Consider the following 24,799-nt stretch of genomic DNA (forward strand, 5'->3'; position numbering starts at 1 on the left):
ACCGCGTCGAAAGTTCTTTTCAGTCAAACGAGTGCAACATTGACTTACCTGATGTCTCACGCCATCTCTGTTGTTTAGCGGCGTGTCCAAGGTGTAGGAGCGTCGGACGAAGATTCCTTTCGTAGCCATAGTTAAATTCAGGCTCGAAGCCTCATACTGTAACAGAGTGCCAGTATTTTGCCCCTTGTTCCCCAGGCTTCAAACAGGTTTTTACTCATTGTCCCCTGCCTGCTGGGTCAGCCTTAGTACATTAGGGAATGTACTATCTCTTGGTAGTTTTCACTCTCCTTGAGCATTACCAAAGTACGCTTCGCAGCGCACACACACCTCCTTGAGGTGTTCCTTCGTTTGTTGGAAATAGGTCGCCTTTATCTATCACCCCTGCTTTTAGCCAAGCTTTTACTTGTCTATTTATGGTAGGGGATGCGTTTAATTTCTCTAATAGTTTTTGATGGTCAATTTTGTCAAAACATTTAGATATATCTGCATCTAGGACGTATTTTGCTTTCTGCTTTAACGTTAAATAGATTGCTCCTATTGCGTCGTGGCATGAGCGTCCAGGTCTGAATCCGTATGAATTAGGTTCAAATTTGGCTTCCCATTCTGGCTCGATTGCCATTTTTACCAGAGCTTGTTTAGCCCTGTCATTCATGGTGGGTATGCCCAAGGGTCGTTTTTCTGTTTTTCCTGGTTTTGGTATCCAAATTCTTCGAGTAGGCTTTGATTTATTGCCTAACTTGAGATTTTCTACCAATTCCCTTCTTTCTCTGGGTTTTAGTGATTTAACACCATCTACTCCAGCCGTTTTCTTCCCTTGATTATCCTGCGTTACTTTCCTAACTGCGATTGCTTTGCTCGACCATGAGCTAATCAGAAGTTTTTGAAGTCTGCGAACTACTTTGACATCTCCACGTTCAGAAGCTTGATAAATTCTTTTTTGAAGCTTGAATACTTTCTTCTCTAGCTGATGCCAGGGAATAGTATTCTATTCATACATCGGTTTTGCCGTGTTCATGACCTTACTTTTACTACAGACTTTATCTTTCATCTCACCGTGAGTCCGTCAGCATATCTTGGGCATTACTCCAAGCATTCGCTTCTGACTCTATCCTTCCCTGATAAGGCTTGCGCTGGTTACTACTCAGCTTATTTGACCAAGCTGAGAGCCTTAAGAGGGTTATACCGTTCCTAAGATTCGTTGGTTTCTAACTTTAGAGTCTTTCTATTCGCCGAAGGCTGTTAGTTGGATGCCAAGAAACAAGGATCGATCTGTTTCTCTTTTGATAAGCAAAGATCGACTGCTTATCCTTTAGCCTTGTGAACTTTTGTTCCCAGCCTGACAACCTGTTTTGGCTGGTTTGGTATTACGACGATTCAAACGAAAGTTCGTCTCCTACTCATAGTTAGCTGCTTCGATGGGATTCTCAATCAGGTTTTGAGTTACCACCTTTTAACATCCCGCTTCATCAATTAAAGTTACCACCTTTAGTTGATGGGGATGCGCTTTCACCCTTGCATCTAGGGGGATGGACTTGGTTATTAACCTCACCATCACGAACCTTAAGTTGTCTAATTATTAATTTTTATTACTTTCGTAATATTCCTTAACAATTAGCAGTCTATCCTTGAGTATTAAATACTCATTTCAGACTAACGGTTCGCACCAATCATTTACCAATTTACCAGTGTGCAATTGATGGGTTGACTGGACAAGCAGGAGTACAAAATATAAAAGAGCAAAGTGAAGTAAAAGCAAATATTAAGCGAGTCTTTACCTTTCTATTAGTTAATATACAAAACACTGCTTAAAAACGAGTCGATCGCGATCGATCAATTATTTTCTACTGATGCGTAAGTTATATCTTTTTATCCTTCCCTTGCTAGTTATTTTCTATAGTTGTAAAACCCCAGAAAACGCCCAACCAGTTGAAGAAAAACCAGTAGAACCCGCCAACATAGAACAAGCCAGACCAGTCGCAGAGTATCTCGACTCGCTTGGTGTTGCCACTCATATTGGTTTTGCCAGACTACCATACAATCAAAATTTTGATGAAATTATCAAACCTCGCCTTCAGGAATTAGGTATAAAGCATATTAGAACCGATCTTAGCGGACAAAAATTTTACTTTCAGCACATGAAAGAGCTAGGGGCAATGGGGATTAAAGCCAATGTGGTTACTAGACCACAGACTGGTATGACTTTGGATGCCCTAATGAAAAATCTTAAAACTTTGGGAGATATGGCAATCTCTGTAGAAGGTCCTAACGAACAAGATGGTAGTCAAAATACAGGAAAAGGTAAACCAATATATCAAGGCAAATTTTATCCTGAAGGTCTAGAGTTATTTCAAAATAAGCTCTATGAAACTATAAATTCAGACTCAGAGACTCAAGATATAAAGGTAGTAGCACCATCATTTTTTACCAAAAATATCACTGAAGCATACTCTATGCTTGGTAAACTAAAATGCGATCTAAATAATATTCATAGCTATCCTGCTGGTCGCGGTATGACAACTAGAGGATTGGATACGATGGGTGGTGCTTTAAACAACGCTCTGGAATTTTGTGGAGAGGATAAGCCAATTATTGCTACAGAGACTGGCTATCACAATGCAATCTATGTCAGAGGTAAAAATCATAATGATGAAAAGTCGGCTGGTACTGGTGTTTCTGAAGCAGCAGCAGGAAAGTATATCAATCGCCTGTTTTTAAACTATTTCAACAGAAACATCGAGCGTACCTATATTTACGAACTTATCGACAAAAATCCAGACCCGTCTTTAAGCGAAACAAAAAATCACTGGGGACTATTGCGTAATGATGGTTCGCGCAAACCAAGCTTTATTGCCTTGCGTAATGCGATCGCCATACTCAGCGAAGACAATACTACTAGTACCGAACCAATAAACAATAAACTTGGCTTTAACCTATCGGGAAATACAGCCAATGTCAGACACACTCTATTGCAAAAACAAGATGGTAGATTTTATCTGGCACTGTGGCAAGAAGTCGATTCATACGATCGCGTTCGGCTACAGGACATTGCGGTAGAACCCGTAAACTTACAGCTATTTATTGATGAAGATGTCAGGGAAGTAAATTTTTACGATCCCCTACAGCAAAGAAATGCCATTAAGCAAGTTACAGGCGAAAACTCTTTAGAAGTTGCAGTGAGCGATCGCCCGATATTTCTCGAAATTGTTATCGATAATTAAAGTAAGGTGTCAGACTCAGCCTTCTCCGTAGGAATGGGAACCGAGCCTTAGCCTTCGGCTTGCTAAATTTCATCCCAACCACTAACGCCCGATGACATTACATAGCTAGTCACGCCTGCTTCAAAGAAATTCGCCTTAGTATGTCCTGCTTTTTTAGTATCGGAAAAACGTTCTAAATGTTTGTAGGGACTTTTCTGATACTTCTCTTCTGTGTACAGCGGTTCTAAACCGATCGCTTTGGCGCGTAAATTCGCCAGATACTTAGTATACTGTTCGGTACTGGCTGTGGTAATGCCCAAAATATTATCGCCGACAATATGATCCGTCCAGCGACATTCATGTTGCACTGCCGTATCGAACATCGTGTAAATTTGTTCGACTGAATGCGGAAATTGCTGCATCGCTTCAGGCAACAACTTCTGGTAGAGTCGCACGTGAGATAGTTCATCGCGGTTGATCATTTTAAAAATATCCGCGCTACCTGGCATTAGCATTCTCGATGCTAAATTGTAGAAGAAAATGAAACCGTTGTAGAAATATATTCCTTCTAATAAATAGTCGGCTAGTAAAGAAACAAAGTAATTTTCTGGTGTAGGATTATCGACATATTCTTGATAGATTTTAGCGATAAATTCACAGCGGTCTGCTAATACCTTGTCAGTACGCCAAAAATCATAAACTAAATGTCTGCGATCGCTGGGAATGACGGTTTCGATAATATATTGATAGCTTTGATTGTGCATTCCTTCCTGTGACATTTGTTCCGCCATACACAGGCTAATTTCTGGTGCGGTAATGCAGCTTTTAAGATGGGGAATGTTACAGGTTTGTACTGAATCTAAAAAGGTTAAATAACTCAAAATACCGTCATAAGCGCGGCGTTCTTCTGTGGTCAAATTCCAGTAGTCGGTAACATCTTGGGTCAAGTCCAACTTTTGGGGAATCCAAAAGTTCTCTCGCATCTGTTGGTACAAACCAATTGCCCAAGAGTAACGCACATCATTTAACTGCATTAAGTTAGTGGTATTACCAAACCAGATCGAACGATTTTCTACGCGATCGTCACCACTAGGATTAAAAATTGGATTGGCTAACATATTATTTATACTCCTCGGTCATAGTTTTACTTTAAAGCTTCGACTACGCTCAGCTTTAATACCGAGCGTAGTCGAGGTGTTAATTCGCGCACGCTACACACGCATCATTAGACTCTTTAAAATCGTCTTTTTGAACGGTGCGTATATAGTAGATAGCTTTACAACCTTCTTGCCAAGCCATTACTAAAGTATCGAATATATCCTTAGCTTTAATCGCTCTTTCTGGTTCTTCAGGAAAGTAAACTCCCTGGTTGAGATTAAATAGCAGTTCCATAGAAATTCCCGTATCGATCCACTGCTGCATGGTAGCAACGGCTTTAACGACAATTTTTTGATCTAAACTTTTATTTTCGTGATAGTACCAAAAGCGATCGCTAATAAAAGGCGGTGCGATGGGAACGGTGCCTTTTGCCCATTTATCATAAAAGAATTTACTATAAACTGGCAGGATGCTGGCGGTACATCCTTGAACCAGAGAAGATGATGTATTAGGGGCGATCGCAGTAATATGAGAATTACGAATCCCGTATTTTTGAATATTTGCCGCTAAATCTACCCAACGTTCTGGTTGTTTGGAATTAGTCAAAAACCATTCTATCGGCTTGGCTCCGATTAATTTACCCTTACTCCACTCGCTACCAGCAAAGGCAGCATACGCACCTCGTTCTCGCGCTAACTCCATTGAAGCTGTGGTACAGGCAAGAGCTATGTTTTCAAACAAATCGCTAATTTCTGTGAGGCTGGTATAAGTTAGATGGCGTTTTGCCAACCAGTCGGCTAAACCCATACAGCCAACTCCGATTGTACGGTATTTATCGTTGTGTGTTTTACTGGCTGAAAAAGGAGGGTTAGTTAGATCGATGGTATTATCTAAAATTCTTACCGCTAGAGTGGAGATATGAGGAATATCTACTTCTTCGACGTTGGCAAGATTGAGAGATACTAGATTACAACAATGTGCCTCTACCCCTGGTTTGACATTGCTAAAGCTCTCACAGCATAGATTGACACCTGGAATATACCCCTCATGCTGGTTGGGGTTAGCACGATTGATCGTATCTTTAAAAGCTAGATAGGGCATTCCCGTTTCTACCTGAGAACGCATAATGTGCTTGAAAAGTTCGCGAGCATCAACCTGTTTGTAGAGAGCGATCTTATTACCCAATTCGGCTTCAATTATTTTATAAGCTGCTTCAAACTCATCGCCCCAAAGTTCTGCCAGTTCGATACCTAATTTAATTCTGACTTCGTAAGGATCTACCAACGTCCAAAGCTCTCGCTCGACTACCCGACGCATAAATTCATCGACAATTACTAATTGGGGAAAAATGTCGTAGGCTTTACGGCGACGATCGCCATTTTCTGCCTGCATTTCTAAAAATTCGGGTACGTCTAAATGCCAGACATCTACGCCAACCGTAACCGCACCAGCCCTACGCCCTCCCTGATTGACGGCGATCGCCGTATCGTTGAGTAGTTTGATCCAGGGTATAACACCACCCGAAGCGTTGGCTTTACCCATTACCCAGCTACCTGTAGCGCGGATACGAGAAACGTTAACTCCTACGCCACCACCGTTTTTGGAAATTCTAGCGGTGTTGGTAATTTCGGCAAAGATACTTTCTAAATTGTCATCCATGCCCGTAATAAAGCAGCTACTGAGAGAACCGCTAGGTACTCTCAAGTTAGCTAAAATTGGCGTTGCCAGAGAAATTTTTCGTGAGGCGATCGCTTCATAAAATTGCTTGGCGACACTCAGTCGGTTTTCTGGTTTTTCTACAGACGCTAGTAATAGAGCGCAAGTTAAATAGGCTTCTTGTGGCAGCTCGTCGTCGAGCAAATAGCGTTTCATCAGCAAAACCGCCCCTGCCAGATCGTAATCTTTATCCCATTCAGGATTAATCCAGGAGCCAGCTACAGCCAATTCTTCTTCGGAATAAACTAAAATTTTCTTATCGTAGCGATCGGCATTAACCTGCAATTTAACCGTAGCGGGATAATTACCATATCCATAACCCCGACTGACAATAGTATCTTTCCACAGACTCCAAATATGCAGTCTTCCTGCCACATAACGCCAATCGGGTTCTGAGGGACTACACATCGATAGAGCGCAATCGATTAGATTATCTTGAATTTCTCTGGTAGTGACACCGTTTCGCAACCGTGTTGTCAATCCAGCTTCTAAAGTAATGGGATTGACATCTTTTCCCAAACACGCCCATTCTGCAACAGCACGAATCTTAGTAATGTTTAAGGAAGTTGGAGTACCATCTCGTCTCACAACCTGAATATTGGAAGATAAAGTTTTTTCTGAAGAAGAAAGATGCGCGTTGTCTGTGCTGCTGTGAGTTGTTTGTTTAGCATCCTTAATAGATGTACGTTCTGTAGAAAAGAGAGTTGGCTGCATATATCTGAAGAAGAATCGATCGGACTGGATTTATAATATAACCTAACTAAAGCAATATATATAGTGTTTTTAAATAGAAAAATAGCTCCGATCACTCTACATATAGGTTTATTTGAATAATGCAAGCGCACCGAAATAAAGTGAACATATTAAGGTATTATTTGATACATGAGCTTGAAGAGCATCCAGTTTAACTCATCTAAAATGCGCCAAAGTTTTCTTAGGTAGTCATTTTGAGGCAAAGCAAACAAATTTAATAACTAAAAATTTAAATTTATAATAAGTTTAAATTTCTTTGTCTCTAGACTTCTCAAGAATGTCGATAGCTATGGTAACTTTGTCAGAGAGGCTCTTTTAGGAGCTTTTTCTAATTTATTATGGCAACGATAACTATTAAAAAATCTATAGAATATTTTATAAGTGAACACTCAGAGGAACGAAACCTATTTAAACCATCCAACCTTCGGACTGCTTTATAGAATCTGCGCTCTTGATGAAGAGCAGGAAATTTTCACCACTTTGTACGCTCAACGTTTGTTTTTTACAGTAACTATTAAAGTAGACCGCTTTACTTTTGAACCAATGAGTCGTTCTGATGCTCGATTATTAATAGAAACCCGTCTGCGTCGTCTGAGAAACACCTCATCCGAAGAATACCAGCAGCTTTATGAAATATATCAACGTACTTTCCAATAATTTTATTAATGATTGCCAGACAAATTAGTCAAATCGAAGAGCAAATTGGCGATCGCGTTAAGTTAGTAGCTATTACCAAACAGGTGTCGGTAGAACGAATGCGCCAGGCTTATCAAGCAGGAGTACGTGATTTTGGTGAAAATCGCCTACAGGAAGCATTAGCAAAACAGCAGCAGCTTCAAGATTTACCAGACATTTGCTGGCACTTTATCGGTCACATTCAGAAAAACAAAGCTAAAAAAGTTTTAGAAAATTTTGAATGGATCCATTCTGTAGATAGTTTTGCATTAGCAATGAGATTGGAGCGATTGGCAGCGGAGTTATCGCGATCGCCCAAAATTCTACTACAAGTCAAAATGTTACCAGATCCTGACAAATATGGCTGGCACATAGCAGAGTTGTTAGCAGATTTAGCTCGTCTAAATGAATGTCAAAATTTGCATATATTAGGCTTAATGACAATTTTGCCTCTGGGTTTATCTTCCGAACAAACATTAGATGCTTTTCAAGGAGTTCGAGAAGTTGCCCGAGATATAGAAAAACAAAACTGGAGTTCTCTAAAAATGCAAGAGCTATCGATGGGAATGTCTGATGATTATTTACTAGCAGTAAAGGCAGGAGCGACAATGATTCGTCTGGGAAGGGGGATTTTTGGCGAACGTCCGAACTAAGTTTAAATTTTTTAAGCTGCTGTTGCTTAAAATCTCAGAGAATCAGCAATTATTAAAAAAAGTAAAATTATTGGCGCAAAAGGTTTGTACAAATCTGTACAAATAAAGCTTTCTAAAGTAGAATTGAATCGCCAAAACTTAATATCTTACGTTTGGACGATGCAGTTATCTATTATTGTTTTCAGCCAAATAACCAAACAGTAATAACTAATCGTTTTAAATTTTACTTGTGTAATTCGTTGGCAGTAAGTAATATTAATGACAAATATTTGACAGTTTGTTGTTTTAATAGACTTTTATCTCGCTCCGAATTAGACAATTAGTCAAGAGATATTTCACCAACCACCATTGAAGTCGTAAATTAATAGGAGTTTGAAAAATGGGTATTCGAGGAATTTTAGAAGATATTTTGGGTATAGACCATGGTGAAGGAACAGAATACCAAGTAATTGACCCACCGTATGATGATGAAGTAGAAAACACTTCTGTTTTTTCAAATTCAGAATCAGAGCATCCAGAAGTCAGCACCTCAACAGTATCTCAAAGTAGTCGTAAATTTTCTGTAGGAAAAGAAGGAAAAATGAACAACAAAGTAATTGGAATGCCAGGAATAGCCAATAGCAATTCAGAAGTAGTTGTTATCGAACCTCAATCTTTTGAGGAAATGCCCCAGGTAATTCAAGCATTGAGAGAACGCAAATCCGTCGTGCTCAACCTAAACATGATGAATCCCGAACAAGCACAAAGAGCAGTAGACTTTGTAGCTGGTGGTACTTATGCTATGGATGGCCATCAGGAACGAGTAGGAGAAAGCATTTTCTTGTTTACTCCTAGCTGCGTTAAAGTTAGCAGTCTTACAGGAGTAATTCACGACGTACACAATCCCGAAACACACGTTCGCCGCCCTGCGCCCGTTCCCGAAGCTTGGGGAGAAGCGAGCGCGGTAGCTCAGTAAGCAATTCGATCGTATATGACATCTAGTAGTATCCGTCTTGGTATTATTGGTGGCGGGGTAATGGCAGAAGCTATATTGTCCCGCCTTGTCGCACAAAAAATTTATCCAGCAGAGCGAATCTTAGTTAGCGAACCCCAACAACAGCGTCGCGAACATTTACAGCAGCTTGGCATAAAAGTAACATCTGTTAATCACGAAGCGGCTAAAGCTTCAGAGATTTTGCTGCTTGCAGTCAAGCCACAGGTTTTAGATTTGGCGATCGCCAATCTTGCTCCTCATAAAGAAAATATTATTATTTCTATTCTGGCGGGAATACCTTTAAGTAGACTAGAAACTGCTTTTCCTCAAAAACCAGTTATCAGAGTGATGCCTAATACTCCTGCTCTAGTCGGAGCGGGAATTTCGGCACTCGCTCCAGGAACCCATGCTTCTAGAACACACATCGAGCAAGCCAGAGCCTTGTTAGAAGCAGTCGGTGATGTAGTAGAAATACCAGAATCACAAATGGATGCAGTAACGGGATTATCTGGTTCTGGTCCTGCTTTTGCCGCAATTGCTATTGAAGCTCTAGCCGATGGAGGAGTAGCAGCAGGTTTGCCAAGAGCGATCGCCCTGAAATTATCAATTCAAACGGTTTTGGGTACTGCCAAACTAATTCAGGAATCTCAAATGCATCCTGCCGAATTAAAAGATCGAGTAACTAGCCCTGGTGGCACGACAATTGCAGGAGTAGCAGAGCTAGAAAGTGTAGGATTTCGCTCGGCACTGATTGAAGCAGTAAAAGCTGCCAGCGATCGCTCCAAAGAACTAGGTGAATAGTCTTAAAGTGGCAAACACTTTATAGTTTAATCAATCTTAATTTTTTCGGTTTTTCGTAGTCTATAGTTAGCTAAGAGTAGATCGATATAATCTAAATTGTTGGCATTCTGGAAATATGCGCCGATAATTGTCTAAAAGACTGAATACAATATTTAGTTGCCAATTATTGTGGCTTCATTAAATCTTTAGTTTTTATAGTTGAAATTATGCATACGGACTCTGCCAAAATCCTTGTAGTAGACGACGATCCCGCAATTCGCAATTTAATCTTTCGCTTTCTCAATCAGAAAAACTATCAGTTAGAGTCTGCCGCAGATGGCGAAACTGCACTCAAAATATTCGAGCAATTCAATCCAGATTTGGTGATTTTGGATGTTAATTTGCCCGATGCTTTAGGATACAACTTGTGTGAAGAAATGCAGAGTCGTACCGACGTATTTATTTTGATGTTAACCAGCCGTTCTGATGCAGCTGACAAAAAAGAAGGTTTTCTTAAAGGAGCAGACGATTATCTTACCAAGCCTTTCGATCTTTTAGAATTAGAATATCGCGTCAAAGCAATTTTAAAGCGTCAGCGAACGGTTACAACTTCCGAAAAACAGCCCCTTATCTTCAAAGATTTGGAAATCAATCCCGTACGTCGCGAAGTGAAAATTAACGAACGTCTTATCGGGCTTACTGCCTTAGAGTTCGATCTACTGCATTTTCTAGCTACTCGCCCAGGGCGAGTTTGGCGCAGAGAAGAATTAATTCAAAACGTTTGGGATTATGAGTATGTAGGCGATCAGCGAGTAGTGGACGTGCATATCGGTCAAATTCGCAAAAAAATCGAAACCGATCTTGCCGAACCTTGCTATATTCAGACAGTTAGAGGTGTAGGCTATAAGTTTGAAGTTGATTCTTAACTAACCTTCTTTGTTATTTAAAGTCTGTTTTTGCCAATTTTTAAAGCATTTCTTTGCCAATCAGATTGGTGAAACAAGCTTTTTTCGTTAGCATTTTGGATTTGTTTTCATAGCTTTTAAAGTTTTATTTTGCCGAAATATATTAAAGAATAAAGGTAAAACAGGGGTTTGGGAAAAGCAGAGCCTAGCGGCTCAAGTACGGCAGCAAAGCTGCCCGCAAGCGAAGCTTGCTTGGGGCGTAAGCCCCTGTTCGGCGAGGCTTGGCGCGAATGCGCCTGCGTAGCAGCCAGAAGAAAAGGAAAAAAAGATTTAATCGTACCAATGTTTTTTACAGGCAGTCTGAATGCCGAAGGGTTTGAAGGGTTCTTAAGTAGATATTTACTGCCATCGTCAACCAAACCATCAGTATTAATCATGGATAATGCACCGACGAACTTTGTTCGTCCCAGAAGCTTTGCTTCTGGACACAGCAAGTGCTGTGTATCGAAAAAATGTCATCAAATAATTACTCGAAGCGACGGTGCATTAAATAATATTTCTGCCAAAATATTCTCCTGATTTGAACGATATCGAACACGATTTGGCTATGAAAGCTGCGATCGGAGAAATTTACTCTTTACTCTTGCGACTCTGGGAAATCAACCCCGACAATTTTTCCTAACGGATCGAAAATAATCATAAAGCTTCTACTCTCTCTTTCGAACTCAAGATCTACCAGCACGACATCAGAACCAGAAGAACTGTTCGCTACTTGAGTACTCGTACGTTGCTTGAAACCGACATTCCGCAGAAAAGTTTAAGAGAGCAGATAATATTGACGACAATAGGAATTAAAAAACTGAAGAATGTGACTTCGTTCACTAGTAAGATTACTAATTTGTTTGACTCCACCGAAGGAAACAAGATGAACCGACATAAAGCATTGAAAAACCCAACGTAGAGTAGGGGAAGTAGTCGGTTTGCCCAACTGATTAGGAATAGTTTGCCCTGCGGTTGCCAAAGCTAGTCGTAAAGCACGTTGACCCAGACTATAAACTAAAAGAGATAAGCCCATAACTATTGCCAAAGCAGCAATCCGTTTTGGGGATTTAAGAAAAACACTACTGGTAAAGAACAAAGGCTCTTTGAGAAATCGAAAACCTCGCTCAGTAGATTGTTGTGCTTTATACTCAATCAACAATTGGTCATTGCTCAACTGATGTTTGTCCAAGACATTAGTTGCCAGAATAAATCTTCCTGCTTTTCGTTCTTCTAGAGCAATAGCATTTAGATTAGGAATCAAACTAGCATCAATTTGGTAATGAACCTGAGTTGGGAGTTGATTTTGAGGGGGTCTACCAGATTTGCCGTGACTAAAATGTGGAATTAGTTTCACATCATCAAGTTGATAAAATCTTAGTTTTTTTCTCAGATTTTGTACTGCCTTTTCCGCATCAGGCTGACAGGCAAATTTTTGTCGGCATAATTGCTTTAATTGAGTTTGAGCTTGATTTTTCTTTGTTGTTAGACGCTTGGACAATTGATGAAGGTCTGATTGTTTTCGTTTCTTGCTTTCAACGATTAACCAACGTTGTTTTACACTCCCGTAATAGCTACCACATTCAGCAATCAGGTATCCATCTATAGTGCTATGGTCAAACAATTCATCGGGCAATGTCAGTAAAGTAGTAGTTTCTTTAACTGTTGCAGGTACTCGTGAAAGCCATTGTAAAGACTGGATTTGCTGAAGGTTATCCGCGCTATAAAGAGCCGCATCGGCTACGAATAATGTATCTAGATTCCATTCCCGTTTGAATTGTTGAATTAGCTTTGGGAAAACACTTTTGTCTGCTTCATTGCCATCTGCAACTCTGAGGTACAAAGGTACATCTCCATCTCCACTGCACATCAGATCGATAATAAATTGCTTTAAGTCTGGTCGATGATCTCTCGAATAGCCGTATTTGATTCTAATTCTTCCTGGCTCTGGGTCTATTTCTTCTGTTTCAAGATATTCTCCATCGACATGAAATGAACTCGAATCAAGATGTAAACTGTTGAGCTTGACTCCCATCTTCTGGGCTGCGGTCAATGCTACTGTTACAAATACTTTGGTTACTCCCTCTTGGTACAATTTATCCAAGGCTCTACCAAGGCAATCGTCATTAAGATGTTCTGGTAATATTCCTTCCCCCAGTAAATGTTCTGTAGCTTTACCCTCAAAGAATTTTGGGAACAGATATAATGGAGAGCTAATCATGCCCAAGCCATTGATAATCATGGCTTTCACTGCTTGCCCTGTTGTTACTTTTTGGTTGCCATGAGAAGCGATAATTTTGTCTATTTCCTCTACTAGCCCAATTTCATCAATTATTCCTGCGATTATTCCACAGTGATTTAGGTCTTTAACTTTTACTTCTGCTGTTGATGGTGTCATGATTTTTAACATACCATCAACTTTTTCTTTAATTTAACTTGATTTGATATCCAGACTTGATTCTTCCGATAATTATTCAGTTATTTTTTTATTTCTGCGGAATGTCGGTTGAAAGAACCTGTTGTTGCTAAAATCTCCATCCACCGTTGCTCGATAGTTTCGGGCAAAATAGTCTCTTTTAAATCGGCAGCCAAGTATCCTCTTGCTACTCCATAGTTACCATTACTCACAGCATCGACAAACTCTTCTGCATTGTCCTGAATATTGCGAATCCAAAGGAAGTCAACAGCAGTAATTTGGCGATCGCCATTCAAAGTAACCACAAAATCAGAGATAACATTTTCAAAATTGGCAGTTACCAAAACTTTATAGGTATCAAATACTTCTGTCGGACGAATTCTTCTGTATTTGACGAAAGCACCCATGTCATTTACTACTTGTTGCCAAGATCGCTCTAAATCTGTTGCAGACAAGTATTCTTTTAAACTAGTGCTTGTATACTCTCTGGCTTCATCGAATTCGCCTGCAATTAGAGAGTCAAAAAAGTTTTGCGTGACTTCTCTAGCACCAGTTAGCTGGTCGGACTGAGCATTGTCAGATTGAGAAACTTGTGCGACCATCTTTGTTTGTCGGGGAGTTGAAATCGCTCTGTTTGCAGTCGTTCCAAACAGCACTAGGCAGACAGAAAAGTAAAGTAGTCTTTGTATTTTATAGTTCATAATGATCGATGATTTGCGTCTTTTGTCTACTAACAATCACATTAGCTCTGGCTTTAGTATCGACTTGTCTAGCAGCAATATGTAAAACAAAATTATCCGAAAAGCTAAGTAAGTGGGCGTAATCAAATAGAAAATAGTTTTGGCAGGGAACAGGGAACAGGGAACGGGGAACAAAGGAAAATTCAAGTAGTAGGGTTTAATAGATTATTTTGCCTAGCTACTTATTTACTGAGGGAACAAGAGTTGAAATTGAGTTCGCAAAGTCCAATCAGCACCTCCATCTGGTTTAGCAGCATTCCAATAACCTTGAAGAGTTGCATTAACTGGTTGCTTGCCAATGGCAAAAACTCTGCCGAAACCTCCCCCAATAGGTACAGTCCACGTATCGTCAGATGAGGCTTCCCAATTAGCTGTAATAATTGGCGAACTAACGAGATACCACCCATTGGGCAAATTATAGTTAAAGAATGGTTGCAGCAAAAACTGACTTATATCTTCACGGTCTGAGTCGCCTGCAAAAGAGAAAACTTGGTTGACAAGTCCGCCGAAAACCAGATTATCTTTGGTCACCACAACTACAGCACTAGGTCCTATCGACCACTTGCCCGTACCCAAAACATCATCTGTTGCCGTAGGGATTATCAAAGATGGACCTACGCCCCAGGTTATATTACTGGAATTTTTGGGAGAGAAAAAGAAAGTCGGGTTGAGATCGCCCAGACCAAATGCGTCATCTCCACCTGATGACAACTGCGGTTGATAAACTATAGGAAGAATTACACGACTAATTAGCAATAGGTTTTCATTTAGGGAAGAAGGGATAACGGGCTGGATATTAAGAGTGTTCCGAGTGCGATCGAATTCCCCCACACCAAAGTCAGTATTATTTTGAAAGGGTAAACTGATCAAATTTGCTACGGGGTTTTGAGACTGCGATCGCAAGTCTGTATCTCCACCATCGTTATCCTCATCAGCATCTAAATTTGATTGGGCAATTGCTTCTGGGGATCGTCTTTGAACTAAAGTCTCGTTAGGGAAGTCAGATTTAGTTTCTAGAAAAACAGGTAAAAGATCGTTGGCATTAGTGTTTGTAGGTGTGTTTTGTTTTGGTAGATCTTTTTCTAGTATTAAAAAACTAGTATCATCAATAGTGTATTCTTTGGTGTCTGTCAAAAACTGTGGTAGTTTCGCAAAACTAGTTACTGAATTTAAATCTTGCTCCAACGAGATAAGATTTTGCCGTTCAGACTGTACTGCTTCGTTAGCGATCGCTGGTTCTAATAAACTGCTTAACAATATAAAAGCAACCGAAAATTTTAAAGAAAATGGATGAACTCCTCTAACCACGTTTAAAAACTCCTTTAAGCTACCTGACTGATATAAAGCTGAAAAAATTATTTCTTGCCAAACGTTTTTGCCTGAATATCTTCTTTATTTATGCTTTTTAAACTAATTATTCGGTTAAATGGACCTCGTAATAATACGTAAGGGACTATAGAAAGAAGACAAGCAACAATGAGAGCAGTCACCAGATTTAGCGATCGCAAGGCGATAAATTGGTAGATCGAGTCTAGTACTAAAGCGAGAATAAAAACTTTGGAAATTCCTTTCCAGCCATCTTTGAGTAAAAAGCGGCGATGTTCTGGGTTAGTTAAAATCGTCCAACCGTAGGGATCTCGATCTTCCCTGGCATCTGCGCGACCATCGCGGAAGGCAAACAAAGTTGCCATAATTGGCTGGAGGAAAAAGCGAAAGTGCAAAGGACCATCAATACGGGTGACGAGTTCGCTTGCCAAATTTGCCAAAATAATTTTCATAATTAGAGATTTATACTAATGACGGCGATCTCAACCGCTCACTTAAATTTTGATAGCGCGAACTTCCCTAGTCCGCTCATTTTTTTCTAAAATAGAAATTCCCGCAGCGTTTTTTAATGGTAAGCCTACAAAATAATCCATAATTGCCTGCCATTCTTTAATTTCTTTGTTTGCATTATCAGTCGCTGCCATAGAGTTATCTAAGTTAGCATTAGCAGGTAACACATAAGGACTGGTAGATTCTCTTGGGTCGGCAACCGCGTCCGTACGAGTATTAATAGGCGTGCCATCGGCTTTTTTAGGTTGTAGCGGCAACGCACCCTTGCTAAGTTTGGGGATAGCTGCAATAATCGTTCCGCCAAACAGACTAGTGGTAAAGCTGTATAGTGTAGGAAAATCTAGAGCGATCTCTTGATAGCCGTCATCGATGTTGCCCAATTCCAGTGCTGTTACTCGGTCAAAGCGAGGACGATTGGGGTCATAATAAAACCTCAAGCCCGATACTCTGGGAAAATATTCCCCAGGATGGTGGGGGTCATCTACCAGGAAAAATTCCAGGATATTTTTCAATTCCGCTGCTGTAAAATAACCTTTTAATAAAGCACTTCCTGCCGTCGGATCGACAACGCCACCCCCCAGTGGGGCGATAGCAAACACATCGTAAACTGTTTGGACTCCACCACTGTTACCTTTAATTAAACCGGCCCGAATTAGACCGTTGGCGGTTAGAGCTATCTGACTACCTGTAGCTTGGCGTAAAGCATCCGAGACAACATTCGCTAACGGAGTTCCCGATTCAATATCGGGATAATTCATTGGCCAATCTTCCGAAACTACCACCAGCGGTTGCTTAGTTTTATACCCCCTAGAAGCAAAGACAGCTGTTCCAGATTTGCGTAAAAAGTTCTCAACCTGAGCTTGAATGTTCTCATCTCCCTTAATGCGATCGTCGATAGGAATTAACCGATAAGATTCGACCTGAACTCGACCGTTTTCGAGACTGAGTATTAGTTCGCCTAGATTTTCACCGTATTTACCCGTCTGTACTACTGGACGATTATCGACTAATAACGGCTCGTGCAACTCGGTATGAGTATGACCGCCAATCACCAAATCTAGCTCTGGTATGGTTTTTAAGAGGTTAATGTCTTCCCCGGCATCGAACTTGCCGCTCGAACCTTTAGACACCCCTCCGTGATGCAGGGCGATCGCTATATCGACTCGTTCTTCTTGTTTGAGTTTTTGAGCTAGGGATTTAGCCGTTTCAATTGGATCTGCAAAAACCACCCCGCCAGGATCGATAGCGTATCGAAAAGCATCGTAACCAATCAAACCCAACAAACCAAACCGAATACCACCCCGTTCGATGATTTTATATGGTTCGATTGTACCAGCTTTAGCTAATTCTTGAAGGACTTTCAGACGCTCGGAGTCAACACTAAAATCACTATTGGCTGCTAATACTGCTGGTATTGTCCCTGCCATTGTTGACTGTTCGATCGCTTTTCCCAGACCATCAGGACCGAGATCGAATTCATGATTGCCAAAGGTAGTGGCATCGTAGCCCATACGCCCCATTAGCTGGAGTTCGGCACCTAGTTCCCGACAGGCGGCAGCTACGGCAGTTCCCATGCTGAAATCTCCAGCATCCAACACCAGCACTGGTCCTAGCTGCTTCAGTTCCGCTTTGCGTTCGGTAATTAAAGCGCCTAATCGAGAATATCCGCCTTTGGTCTGGTCATCTCCTAAACTGAGAGGTGTATAGTCTTGCAAGGGACCGACACCTACTACATTGGAGTGCATATCGTTGGTATGAAGAATTGAGAAGATCTGCTTACCATGTGTTTGGGCGATCGCTTTAAGCGCATTAAAGTTGATGAGAGCAGTGCTAAACATTAAACTGTTTCCCACGAAAGTCCGTCGAGTCGTCATTGGCAAATCAACTATTACAAGGATAAAGAACTTGCTAAATCCATTTTGGAGATAGGGGGCAATTTTAAAGTGCAGGCTGATATGCAGCTATCGGAAGAGATTAACACGAAGAAGTAAGAGTGAAATAACAACTTATAAGGGAGTTGTAAAGACTGAATTATTATCGATTGTTATATAGATATTTATATTTAGTTACGACTTTCTTATTTCTTAGAGGTATTCTGTCATCTATGCAAGTTTTGAAGATTTATGGTTACTCCTTTGTTTCCTGATTCCTTCTGTCCTCCAAAAATATCGTAAAAAGTTAAGTTGCTTATTAGAAAACAAATAAATTATGAATGTAAAAACTAAAGACGACGAACCAACATCTAAAGCAGAAATATCATTGTTGTTAAAAACGCTTTCTGTATCCCGATGGATTAGTGCGATTCCGGTGTTCGCTTCTTTAGCTGCTTCATTACTTATGCTGCTGTTGGGAATTAAAGAAACCATTGCTGCTTTTGCGATCGCTTTTGAGGGAGGCGCAAATACCATGCCCATAGGTGCGACGGAAGAAGCTACTCTGCGTCTTTTAGAAGCACTGGATGATTTTCTTATTGGTTTAGCATTTCTCTCCTTCTCCTATGGTATTTATGCTCTGTTTATTAACTTTAAAGAAGAAGATTTAGAGATTCCTAAGTGGTTGAGAATTAAAAATATTGCCGCACTCAAAAAAAGTTTATTAGAAGTACTCCTGGTGCTATTGAGTGTAGTATTTGTCAAACGCATCTTAGAAGCTGTCACTCCTAGCGAGATTCAGTGGAAAATTATCATAATTCCCCTGTCAATTGTGGCGATCGCGCTAAGTACCAGATTTATGTCCGAAAGTGAATCATAGCTAAAGATTGAATATATCTTATTAGGAACTTCTTTTTCAGTCCTAAAAGAGCTAATACATTTTTTTTACTCGTCTATCTTATGTCTGATTCCTTTCAATCTCCCAAACCAGAAGAATCTTCCTTTGCTGGAGCGAGCAATAACGAACTTGCTATAACTCGCACCGAGCTTGCCAGCGATCGCACAGATTTAGCAGAAATTCGTACGGATTTGGCAAAAGACCGCAATCGTCTGGCAGCCGAACGCACTTTGATGGCTTGGATTCGTACCTCCCTATCAATGATTAGTTTTGGCTTTGGTATCGATCGCTTTTTTACCTATCTCAAGCAGTCACAAACTGGAACTTCGGTGAATCAGCTTACAGAAGAACGGGTTTTGGGACTGGGTTTAATTGTTCTGGGGGTAGTCGCTCTAGCAGGAGGCACTCTTAACTACTGGCGCGTGCTTAAAAACCTGGAAAGTCCTCGCTATAAATATAATTATGCCTCCACTCGTTCCTTTGCCATAACCATTGCCATCGTTTTGGTGTTTATCGGGCTAGCCAGTTATGTTCCCATAATTACTAAGGACGTGAGCTTCAAGGAGATTATCACCCTTAATAGTCAAATCGTGACAACCTTAGTCTCTTTCTCAGTGTTTGCTATTATGCTCTCTTTGGGTGCGGCATTGTCGGTATCGGACTTATTGGCGTTCTGGCAACAGCCCACTCTTGTAGCGCGATCGCTTCTGGCTATTGTTATTATTCCTCCCATAGTATTGGCAGCTATTCTGTCAGTCACCAAACTTCCCGAAACCTTTGTCTTAGCTCTGATTTTTATGATTGCCGCACCAGGTCCTGCGCTGCTTACTAAGAGGGCGGGAACTGCGGGAGCACGTCTGGACTTTACTCTCAGTCTGCAAATAACTCTGGCACTGCTTGCTATTCTAGTCACTCCGCTAATTTTAAAGTTCTTCGCTGTCTTCTATTCTGGTTCTGAACTAACGGTTAATGCCATGCAGGTTGCCAAGCAAGTAGGACTCGTTCAGTTTTTACCGTTGGGCATCGGCATTGCTATTGCAACTATCTGGAAAGACGTAGCAACAGAAATCGTGGAACTAATAAGCACGGTAGCCAATACGTTATTTATCATTCAGGTACTGATTATTTTCATCATTAGTTGGGAAATCGTTCCAGCATTGGGGACGACAATACTAATTGCAACCGCTCTGATTACGCTACTCGGTTTGGTCATTGGACAAGTTGCGAGTATTGGCTTGGCTCCAAATATTCAGTCGGGAATTGCCGTCGCCACTATCGCTCGCAACGCTGGGCTGGCGATCGCTCTTGCCGCACTTAACGGACAAGCAAACGTTATTCCTGTCATAGTCGGCGTACTAATTGTGGGAATTATAGTTGGTGTTCCTTACTCCGCCTGGATGAAACGTAAGGTACGGACGGCAATGACAGTGGGTACAGCAAGTATATCTTCTTGATGTTGTCAGTCATTCGTTCTTTGGCATTTGTCATTAGTTTTTTATTCTTGGTTTAACAACTAATAACCAACAATTAACGACTAATAATTTAATGGGAAATTATCATGAGCCAACCACCTTTACCATCCAAGCCGCCTAATATTCAAGCCGAACTTGCCAAAGAGCGTAATCGAGCGGCAGCAGAACGCACTCTTATGGCGTGGATTCGTACCAGTCTTTCTCTAATTGGTTTTGGCTTTGGTATTGATAGTGTAGTTAGTGCAATTTTTAGTTTTCAAGCCGTCCAAAATCTCGACAGAGTGCGCTTGACTCGACTGTTAGGATTGGCATTTATTGGACTGGGAATATATGCTCTGGTTACTGCCGCCATCGAACATCGTCAAGAACTGCTAAAAATTCAGCGTAACGCAGATTACTTCTATAAATCTCGTCGTTCTCTAGGTTTGACTGTAGCCATAGGTTTAATTTGTATAGGAGCGATCGCTTTTGTTGGCATTTTATGGAAAGCAATAACTTAAATAATTTAACTTTTATTCTCTGTCATGTGTCTACTGCCAAAACCACTAATCGATAACCAATCCTATGAGTTCAATACCACCTAGACCTACTAATGTTACTACTCAATTAGCCAAAGAACGCAACCGTGAAGCTGCCGAACGCACTATGGCAAGCTGGATTCAAAACTGTATTGGAATTATTGGCTTTGGTGCGGGGTTCGATAGTATTTTGACTGCGCTACATCAGGCGTTTCCCGAACAAGATCGAGCATTTGACCTGAATCTAGTTCACATCATTGGACTAGCGGCGATCGCGATCGGCATCTTATTGTTGGTTCCCATAATTATTGCCTATAAGCAAGAGATACGCTATTTAGAGAGAGAAGATTATTTAGCAGAATTGCCTCGTCTTTCTAATCTCGGCGTTGTTGTCAGTTCTATTATTCTGTATGGTTTGATTGCCTTCGTTGCTGCTTTATTCGTTCTTCCCTGGCGATAGCTGTTAAGTTGACAATACCCGTCGAACAGTTTCTTTAAGTTTTTCGTATTTCACGCTTCACTTTAAATATGACTTCATTATCGCTTATCCCCCTTTTCACAGATTTGCCTTACCGTCTTCTAAGGGAGTAAGCCTAATTATTACGTCAGTTGGGCTTTGGCGAATCAGTTGGATAAAATTAGAGGGTGTTTCCCATTCTACCAGTACGGATATTGGTTGAGGTTCGCTGACAGGTGGGTTAGCAGGTCGGGCGAAGGTTTCACTATCGACCAAACTAAATTTAGGAGGTTTTCTAGTTTGTTGAAGTTGACCTACCGCACGAGAAGGACGACCAAACCTTTGTTTGAGTTCATCAACTAGACCTACAGTATTGCCTTGGGATACAAAAACTATTTCCGATAGCTGTGGTTCACTGCCAATAAAATTAAACAAAACTTCAAATTGATACTTACCCGAATTCCAATCACTTTGTAGTAAAGTTTGTTGTCCGTCATCTGTCATTTTGGGATTTTTCACAGGAACTGCTGCCCCCTCTGAAGCTTGCAAAACTTCTTCAGCACTCATACCCCATTGGGTGTACTCCCATTCTGCTCTAGCAGGGCGAATTGTGAAATACTCGACAGCGGTAAAAATTGGCAACAGTAGCAAGAACGATAATATTTTTTTCATAGTATTGAATCTAATTAGCAATGACTAAATTTAAGCAGCAAATTTATGATACTGCTGGTTGCGAGCGGCAGGGCTATTAAGTTCTGTTAAAATTGCAATTAAAGTTTTTATAAGCAATACAATATGTAATTCATTGTCGTTTATCAAGATAAATGTTAACTAGGCAGGCGATCGCGCCAAAGTAAATCACACTCACACATAAAAATGGAAATATTTTAGACTATTCAAATTTTGCCGAATGCTGAATAATTTAAATGCAGTAGAAACTATTTTGTGAGGAGTTTACATGAAAAAATTAGCGTTATTGTCTATGGTTGCATTGAGCATGGTATTTACATTTAATCCCAATACAGTCAGATCGCAAACCAAATATAGCATCGCTGCTCAGCTTCTAGCGCAATCGCAACCAGAGCCACCATCGCCAGAAGAGTTTATCGATAGCCTCGACCTTGACGACGAACAACGAGAAAATATTCAAGAAATCCTAGATAATTATCGACCAGAAGTCCGTAAAACATTTAATAAGCTTCAACGGGAATTACAGAATTTGAGAGATACTACCGTTCCTACAGCTTCAGCAGACGAAATCCGCATCGCTCGGCAGGATGTCATTCACGTCAGACAACAACTTGGAGATTTGCTGTTTGAAGAGTTATTGGCGATTCGCGGTGAGTTGACAGTCGACCAACGGGGGCAGATAAACCAACGCCTGCAAGAACTCTATAGTCAGTCAAATTAATTAAAGCGATCGCCTACTGACTTTAGAAAAATTTGACTTGTTTAATAATCTAACTGTTAAGTCTTCGCTCTTTTTTGACAATCAAACATTGCTTGTAATCTTCGGCAAAGCTCCTATAGCTCTTAAAGAATTAATAATAAACTGTACGGCAAGTGCCGACTGTAGTACCGCAAAAACCCAGCCAATAATTTGCAGAACTGGAGGTGGTAAAACTTTAAAAATCTGTCGCGCCAATAGCATAAAGATTAGATTTAAAACCATAATTACCAGAAGTAGACCTATAATTGCTGCTAAACCTGGCTGACCTTCATCTTGAGCTAGAGCGACAATTGCCACGATCGCTGCAATGCCTGGAGCGGTAACAATAGTGGGAATAGCCAGGGGAAAAATGGCAATATCTAAAGATGGTGGAGATATTGACTTACTATCAGTACTTTTAGGTTTGGGTGGGAATGATTGATTGACTGCCGATAGTGCCAAGTTAAATAGTATAATTCCACCAGCAATTCCTACAGCAGGAGTAGAAACACCCCACTTACCCAAAATATTGATGCCAACAATAGCAATAACCACTGTAATTATTGTGGCGATCGCCGTAGCTCTTAAAGCCACCGTTCGGCAAAAACCAGGAGCGGCTCCCCTAGTCTGCTGCACGAAAGCACCAATAGTTTTTAGCGGTCCCAAGGTAATAAAAAAAAGCGTAAATATTTCTGATAGCTCTAACATGGATTGAGGTGGCAAAAAAGCAAATTACAGCTCACAATATCTAAACAGCTATTAAAAGATCTCAAGCACAAAGACCGTACCCGTCCGAGCATAATTCTGTGAGTTTTAAGATATTTGTTCCCCAACGGCAGGAGTAGTTTCTCTTACTACACGCGGCTCGGCAAAAACAGTGCGATAAACCCATCCAGCAAGTATTGCTCCTAAAATAGGGGCTACCCAGAATAACCATAGTTGACCGACTAATTCTACTCCAGCAAACAAGGCAACTCCCGTACTACGAGCGGGATTGACTGAGGTGTTGGTGACGGGAATGCTAATTAAATGAATTAAAGTCAAAGCCAGCCCAATTGCCGCGGGTGCAAATCCTACGGGGGCACGAACATCGGTAACTCCTAAAATAATAATTAAAAACATAAAGGTTAAAACTACTTCAGTTATCAGGCAAGACAACAGCGGATAACCACCAGGAGAATGTTCTCCATAACCATTAGTTGCCAGAGGATTGGAACCAGAAAGACTAAATTCGGGATTGCCACTGGCAATAATCAGAATAATTAGTCCAGCCACAATCGCCCCTAACACCTGAGCGATAATGTAAGGCAGTAACTCTCCACCAGAAAACCTCTTACCCGCCCAAAGCCCAAAGGAAACGGCAGGATTAAAGTGTCCGCCAGAAATATGTCCGACAGCATATGCCATAGTCAACACTGTCAAGCCAAAGGCGAGAGCAACTCCGACAAAACTAATTCCAAGAGGGAAAAAAGTATCCTGTCCGATTACAGTATCTTCGGAGGTGAATACGGCTGCCAAAACAGCACTACCACAGCCACCAAGAACGAGCCAAAAAGTGCCAATAAATTCTGCAAAGCATTTTTTAAAAATTGACATGGTTTACCTCTATTTACTTTGTTGCTAACTAGAGGATGAGAACGAACGAAATTCTGTTTATGATTGCAATCGTAACCGCACTCATCCTAAACAAAAAACTGCATCAGTTATCGTGCAGCTTAGAACAAAAAAATAAGAGCGAGATACAAATTTATATGAAAGTTATAAAAAAGATTTTACTAAATCGTTTTCGACCGAGCGTAAAAATATAAGACTTACGCAGTGTTACAAAACAAAAAGGGTTTGAGCGATTTCACCCAACGCAAAATCAGGGTTTCATGTTTTAAGTGCGTAAGTTTTAGAATATTATTTTTGAATTGGGCTATTCATAAGAGCGAAATTCTTTTTAAGCTGTCTTACTCTATTTTTTTCACCAATTTAGTAGCTTGGCAATTTGAGTGGGCAGAGAGACGGGATTAAACGGTTTGGCGATCGCTCCGATCGCCCCAATTTCTTCTAGTTGTTGTTGGGTAAACCAACTAGCTCTGGCTGTAATCAAAACGATGGGAATATATTTCCCCGAAAACCGTTTTAGTTCTTGAAGCAATTGCAAACTATGAGCTTCTCTCGAAAGCCGAACATCTACCAGGATAGCATCGGGTGGCTCGCTGTTTACCCTCGCTAATCCCTCTGGAATAGAAGTAGCTAAAATAACCTTCCAGCCGCCAAAATCCTTCAAACAGTGACTCAAAACCTCTCGAACTCCGACCTCAAAGTCAAACAGTAAAATAGATTTAGTCGCCATGGCTATATTACATAATTTTTTAGAAGTGTTAT

Annotated in this window: 22 protein-coding genes and 2 pseudogenes; 12 read left to right on the forward strand and 12 right to left on the reverse strand. The window is 40.7% G+C overall.

The window, feature by feature from the left end:
* Positions 1-322 precede the first annotated feature (322 nt).
* A pseudogene (locus KV40_RS36715) lies at positions 323-979 on the reverse strand (reverse transcriptase N-terminal domain-containing protein); the annotation flags it as partial.
* Positions 980-1,847: 868 nt separating this feature from the next.
* Between KV40_RS36715 and KV40_RS17055 the strand changes: the two are divergent.
* Entirely contained in the window at positions 1,848-3,218 is a 1,371-nt protein-coding gene (locus KV40_RS17055) for a hypothetical protein (RefSeq protein WP_036484021.1), read from the forward strand.
* 62 nt (positions 3,219-3,280) lie between these two features.
* On the opposite strand, the gene KV40_RS17060 is transcribed toward KV40_RS17055, so the two are convergent.
* Entirely contained in the window at positions 3,281-4,315 is a 1,035-nt protein-coding gene (locus KV40_RS17060; RefSeq protein WP_036484022.1) for a ribonucleotide-diphosphate reductase subunit beta, read from the reverse strand.
* A 79-nt stretch (positions 4,316-4,394) separates the two neighbouring features.
* Positions 4,395-6,725 (reverse strand): ribonucleoside-diphosphate reductase subunit alpha, encoded by a 2,331-nt coding sequence (locus KV40_RS17065; RefSeq protein WP_036484026.1) that lies wholly within the window; start codon positions 6,723-6,725, stop codon positions 4,395-4,397.
* 420 nt (positions 6,726-7,145) lie between these two features.
* Between KV40_RS17065 and pipX the strand changes: the two genes are divergently transcribed.
* From pipX to KV40_RS35005, 6 genes and pseudogenes are all read left to right on the forward strand, one after another.
* Positions 7,146-7,421 (forward strand): transcriptional coactivator PipX, encoded by a 276-nt coding sequence (gene pipX / locus KV40_RS17070; protein ID WP_036484028.1) that lies wholly within the window; start codon positions 7,146-7,148, stop codon positions 7,419-7,421.
* A gap of 8 nt (positions 7,422-7,429) precedes the next feature.
* Positions 7,430-8,092 (forward strand): YggS family pyridoxal phosphate-dependent enzyme, encoded by a 663-nt coding sequence (locus KV40_RS17075; protein ID WP_036484031.1) that lies wholly within the window; start codon positions 7,430-7,432, stop codon positions 8,090-8,092.
* A 379-nt stretch (positions 8,093-8,471) separates the two neighbouring features.
* Entirely contained in the window at positions 8,472-9,047 is a 576-nt protein-coding gene (locus KV40_RS17080; protein ID WP_036484035.1) for a cell division protein SepF, read from the forward strand.
* A gap of 15 nt (positions 9,048-9,062) precedes the next feature.
* Positions 9,063-9,866, forward strand: a complete 804-nt coding sequence (gene proC / locus KV40_RS17085; protein ID WP_036484038.1) for a pyrroline-5-carboxylate reductase — start codon at positions 9,063-9,065, stop codon at positions 9,864-9,866.
* A 206-nt stretch (positions 9,867-10,072) separates the two neighbouring features.
* A complete protein-coding gene (locus KV40_RS17090; RefSeq protein WP_036484041.1) occupies positions 10,073-10,771 on the forward strand; it encodes a response regulator transcription factor in 699 nt (232 codons plus the stop codon).
* A 279-nt stretch (positions 10,772-11,050) separates the two neighbouring features.
* A pseudogene (locus KV40_RS35005) lies at positions 11,051-11,203 on the forward strand (IS630 family transposase); the annotation flags it as partial.
* A 364-nt stretch (positions 11,204-11,567) separates the two neighbouring features.
* On the opposite strand, the gene KV40_RS17100 reads toward KV40_RS35005, so the two are convergent.
* The 5 genes from KV40_RS17100 to KV40_RS17120 form a co-directional block, all read right to left on the reverse strand.
* Positions 11,568-13,187: an IS1634 family transposase gene (locus KV40_RS17100; protein WP_036484208.1), complete on the reverse strand. Its 1,620-nt coding sequence runs from the start codon at positions 13,185-13,187 to the stop codon at positions 11,568-11,570.
* A gap of 80 nt (positions 13,188-13,267) precedes the next feature.
* Positions 13,268-13,906: a DUF3887 domain-containing protein gene (locus tag KV40_RS17105; protein ID WP_036484045.1), complete on the reverse strand. Its 639-nt coding sequence runs from the start codon at positions 13,904-13,906 to the stop codon at positions 13,268-13,270.
* A gap of 225 nt (positions 13,907-14,131) precedes the next feature.
* Positions 14,132-15,253, reverse strand: a complete 1,122-nt coding sequence (locus tag KV40_RS17110; RefSeq protein WP_052055714.1) for a hypothetical protein — start codon at positions 15,251-15,253, stop codon at positions 14,132-14,134.
* 47 nt (positions 15,254-15,300) lie between these two features.
* Entirely contained in the window at positions 15,301-15,723 is a 423-nt protein-coding gene (locus KV40_RS17115) for a hypothetical protein (protein ID WP_052055715.1), read from the reverse strand.
* A gap of 42 nt (positions 15,724-15,765) precedes the next feature.
* Positions 15,766-17,619 (reverse strand): bifunctional UDP-sugar hydrolase/5'-nucleotidase, encoded by a 1,854-nt coding sequence (locus tag KV40_RS17120; protein ID WP_052055716.1) that lies wholly within the window; start codon positions 17,617-17,619, stop codon positions 15,766-15,768.
* 370 nt (positions 17,620-17,989) lie between these two features.
* Between KV40_RS17120 and KV40_RS17125 the strand changes: the two genes are divergently transcribed.
* The 4 genes from KV40_RS17125 to KV40_RS17140 all read left to right on the forward strand — a co-directional run bounded on the left by KV40_RS17125 (position 17,990) and on the right by KV40_RS17140 (position 21,000).
* On the forward strand, positions 17,990-18,532 hold the full coding sequence (locus tag KV40_RS17125) for a YqhA family protein (protein ID WP_052055717.1): 543 nt from the start codon (positions 17,990-17,992) through the stop codon (positions 18,530-18,532).
* Between the two features lie 80 nt (positions 18,533-18,612).
* A complete protein-coding gene (locus KV40_RS17130) occupies positions 18,613-20,004 on the forward strand; it encodes a DUF202 domain-containing protein (protein ID WP_036484047.1) in 1,392 nt (463 codons plus the stop codon).
* A gap of 104 nt (positions 20,005-20,108) precedes the next feature.
* Positions 20,109-20,522 (forward strand): YidH family protein, encoded by a 414-nt coding sequence (locus tag KV40_RS17135; RefSeq protein WP_036484050.1) that lies wholly within the window; start codon positions 20,109-20,111, stop codon positions 20,520-20,522.
* 64 nt (positions 20,523-20,586) lie between these two features.
* Positions 20,587-21,000: a YidH family protein gene (locus tag KV40_RS17140; RefSeq protein ID WP_036484051.1), complete on the forward strand. Its 414-nt coding sequence runs from the start codon at positions 20,587-20,589 to the stop codon at positions 20,998-21,000.
* A gap of 96 nt (positions 21,001-21,096) precedes the next feature.
* Here KV40_RS17140 and KV40_RS17145 read toward each other — a convergent pair whose 3' ends face one another.
* Positions 21,097-21,669, reverse strand: coding sequence for a hypothetical protein (locus KV40_RS17145; RefSeq protein WP_036484053.1), 573 nt, complete (start codon positions 21,667-21,669; stop codon positions 21,097-21,099).
* A 325-nt stretch (positions 21,670-21,994) separates the two neighbouring features.
* Here KV40_RS17145 and KV40_RS17150 point away from each other — a divergent pair, with 325 nt between their 5' ends.
* Positions 21,995-22,408 carry a Spy/CpxP family protein refolding chaperone gene (locus tag KV40_RS17150; protein ID WP_172657303.1) on the forward strand — a complete coding sequence of 138 codons (414 nt, stop codon included), beginning with the start codon at positions 21,995-21,997 and terminating at the stop codon, positions 22,406-22,408.
* Positions 22,409-22,489: 81 nt separating this feature from the next.
* Here the strand turns inward: KV40_RS17150 and KV40_RS17155 are convergent, their stop codons facing one another.
* The 3 genes from KV40_RS17155 to KV40_RS17165 all read right to left on the reverse strand — a co-directional run bounded on the left by KV40_RS17155 (position 22,490) and on the right by KV40_RS17165 (position 24,767).
* Positions 22,490-23,134 (reverse strand): MarC family protein, encoded by a 645-nt coding sequence (locus tag KV40_RS17155; protein ID WP_036484059.1) that lies wholly within the window; start codon positions 23,132-23,134, stop codon positions 22,490-22,492.
* A gap of 105 nt (positions 23,135-23,239) precedes the next feature.
* Positions 23,240-24,022, reverse strand: coding sequence for an aquaporin Z (gene aqpZ, locus KV40_RS17160; RefSeq protein ID WP_036484062.1), 783 nt, complete (start codon positions 24,020-24,022; stop codon positions 23,240-23,242).
* 370 nt (positions 24,023-24,392) lie between these two features.
* Complete coding sequence (locus tag KV40_RS17165) at positions 24,393-24,767, reverse strand: response regulator (RefSeq protein ID WP_036484064.1); 375 nt, start codon at positions 24,765-24,767, stop codon at positions 24,393-24,395.
* Positions 24,768-24,799: the final 32 nt, after the last annotated feature.

The organism is Myxosarcina sp. GI1 (genome assembly GCF_000756305.1).
Lineage (GTDB): Bacteria > Cyanobacteriota > Cyanobacteriia > Cyanobacteriales > Xenococcaceae > Myxosarcina.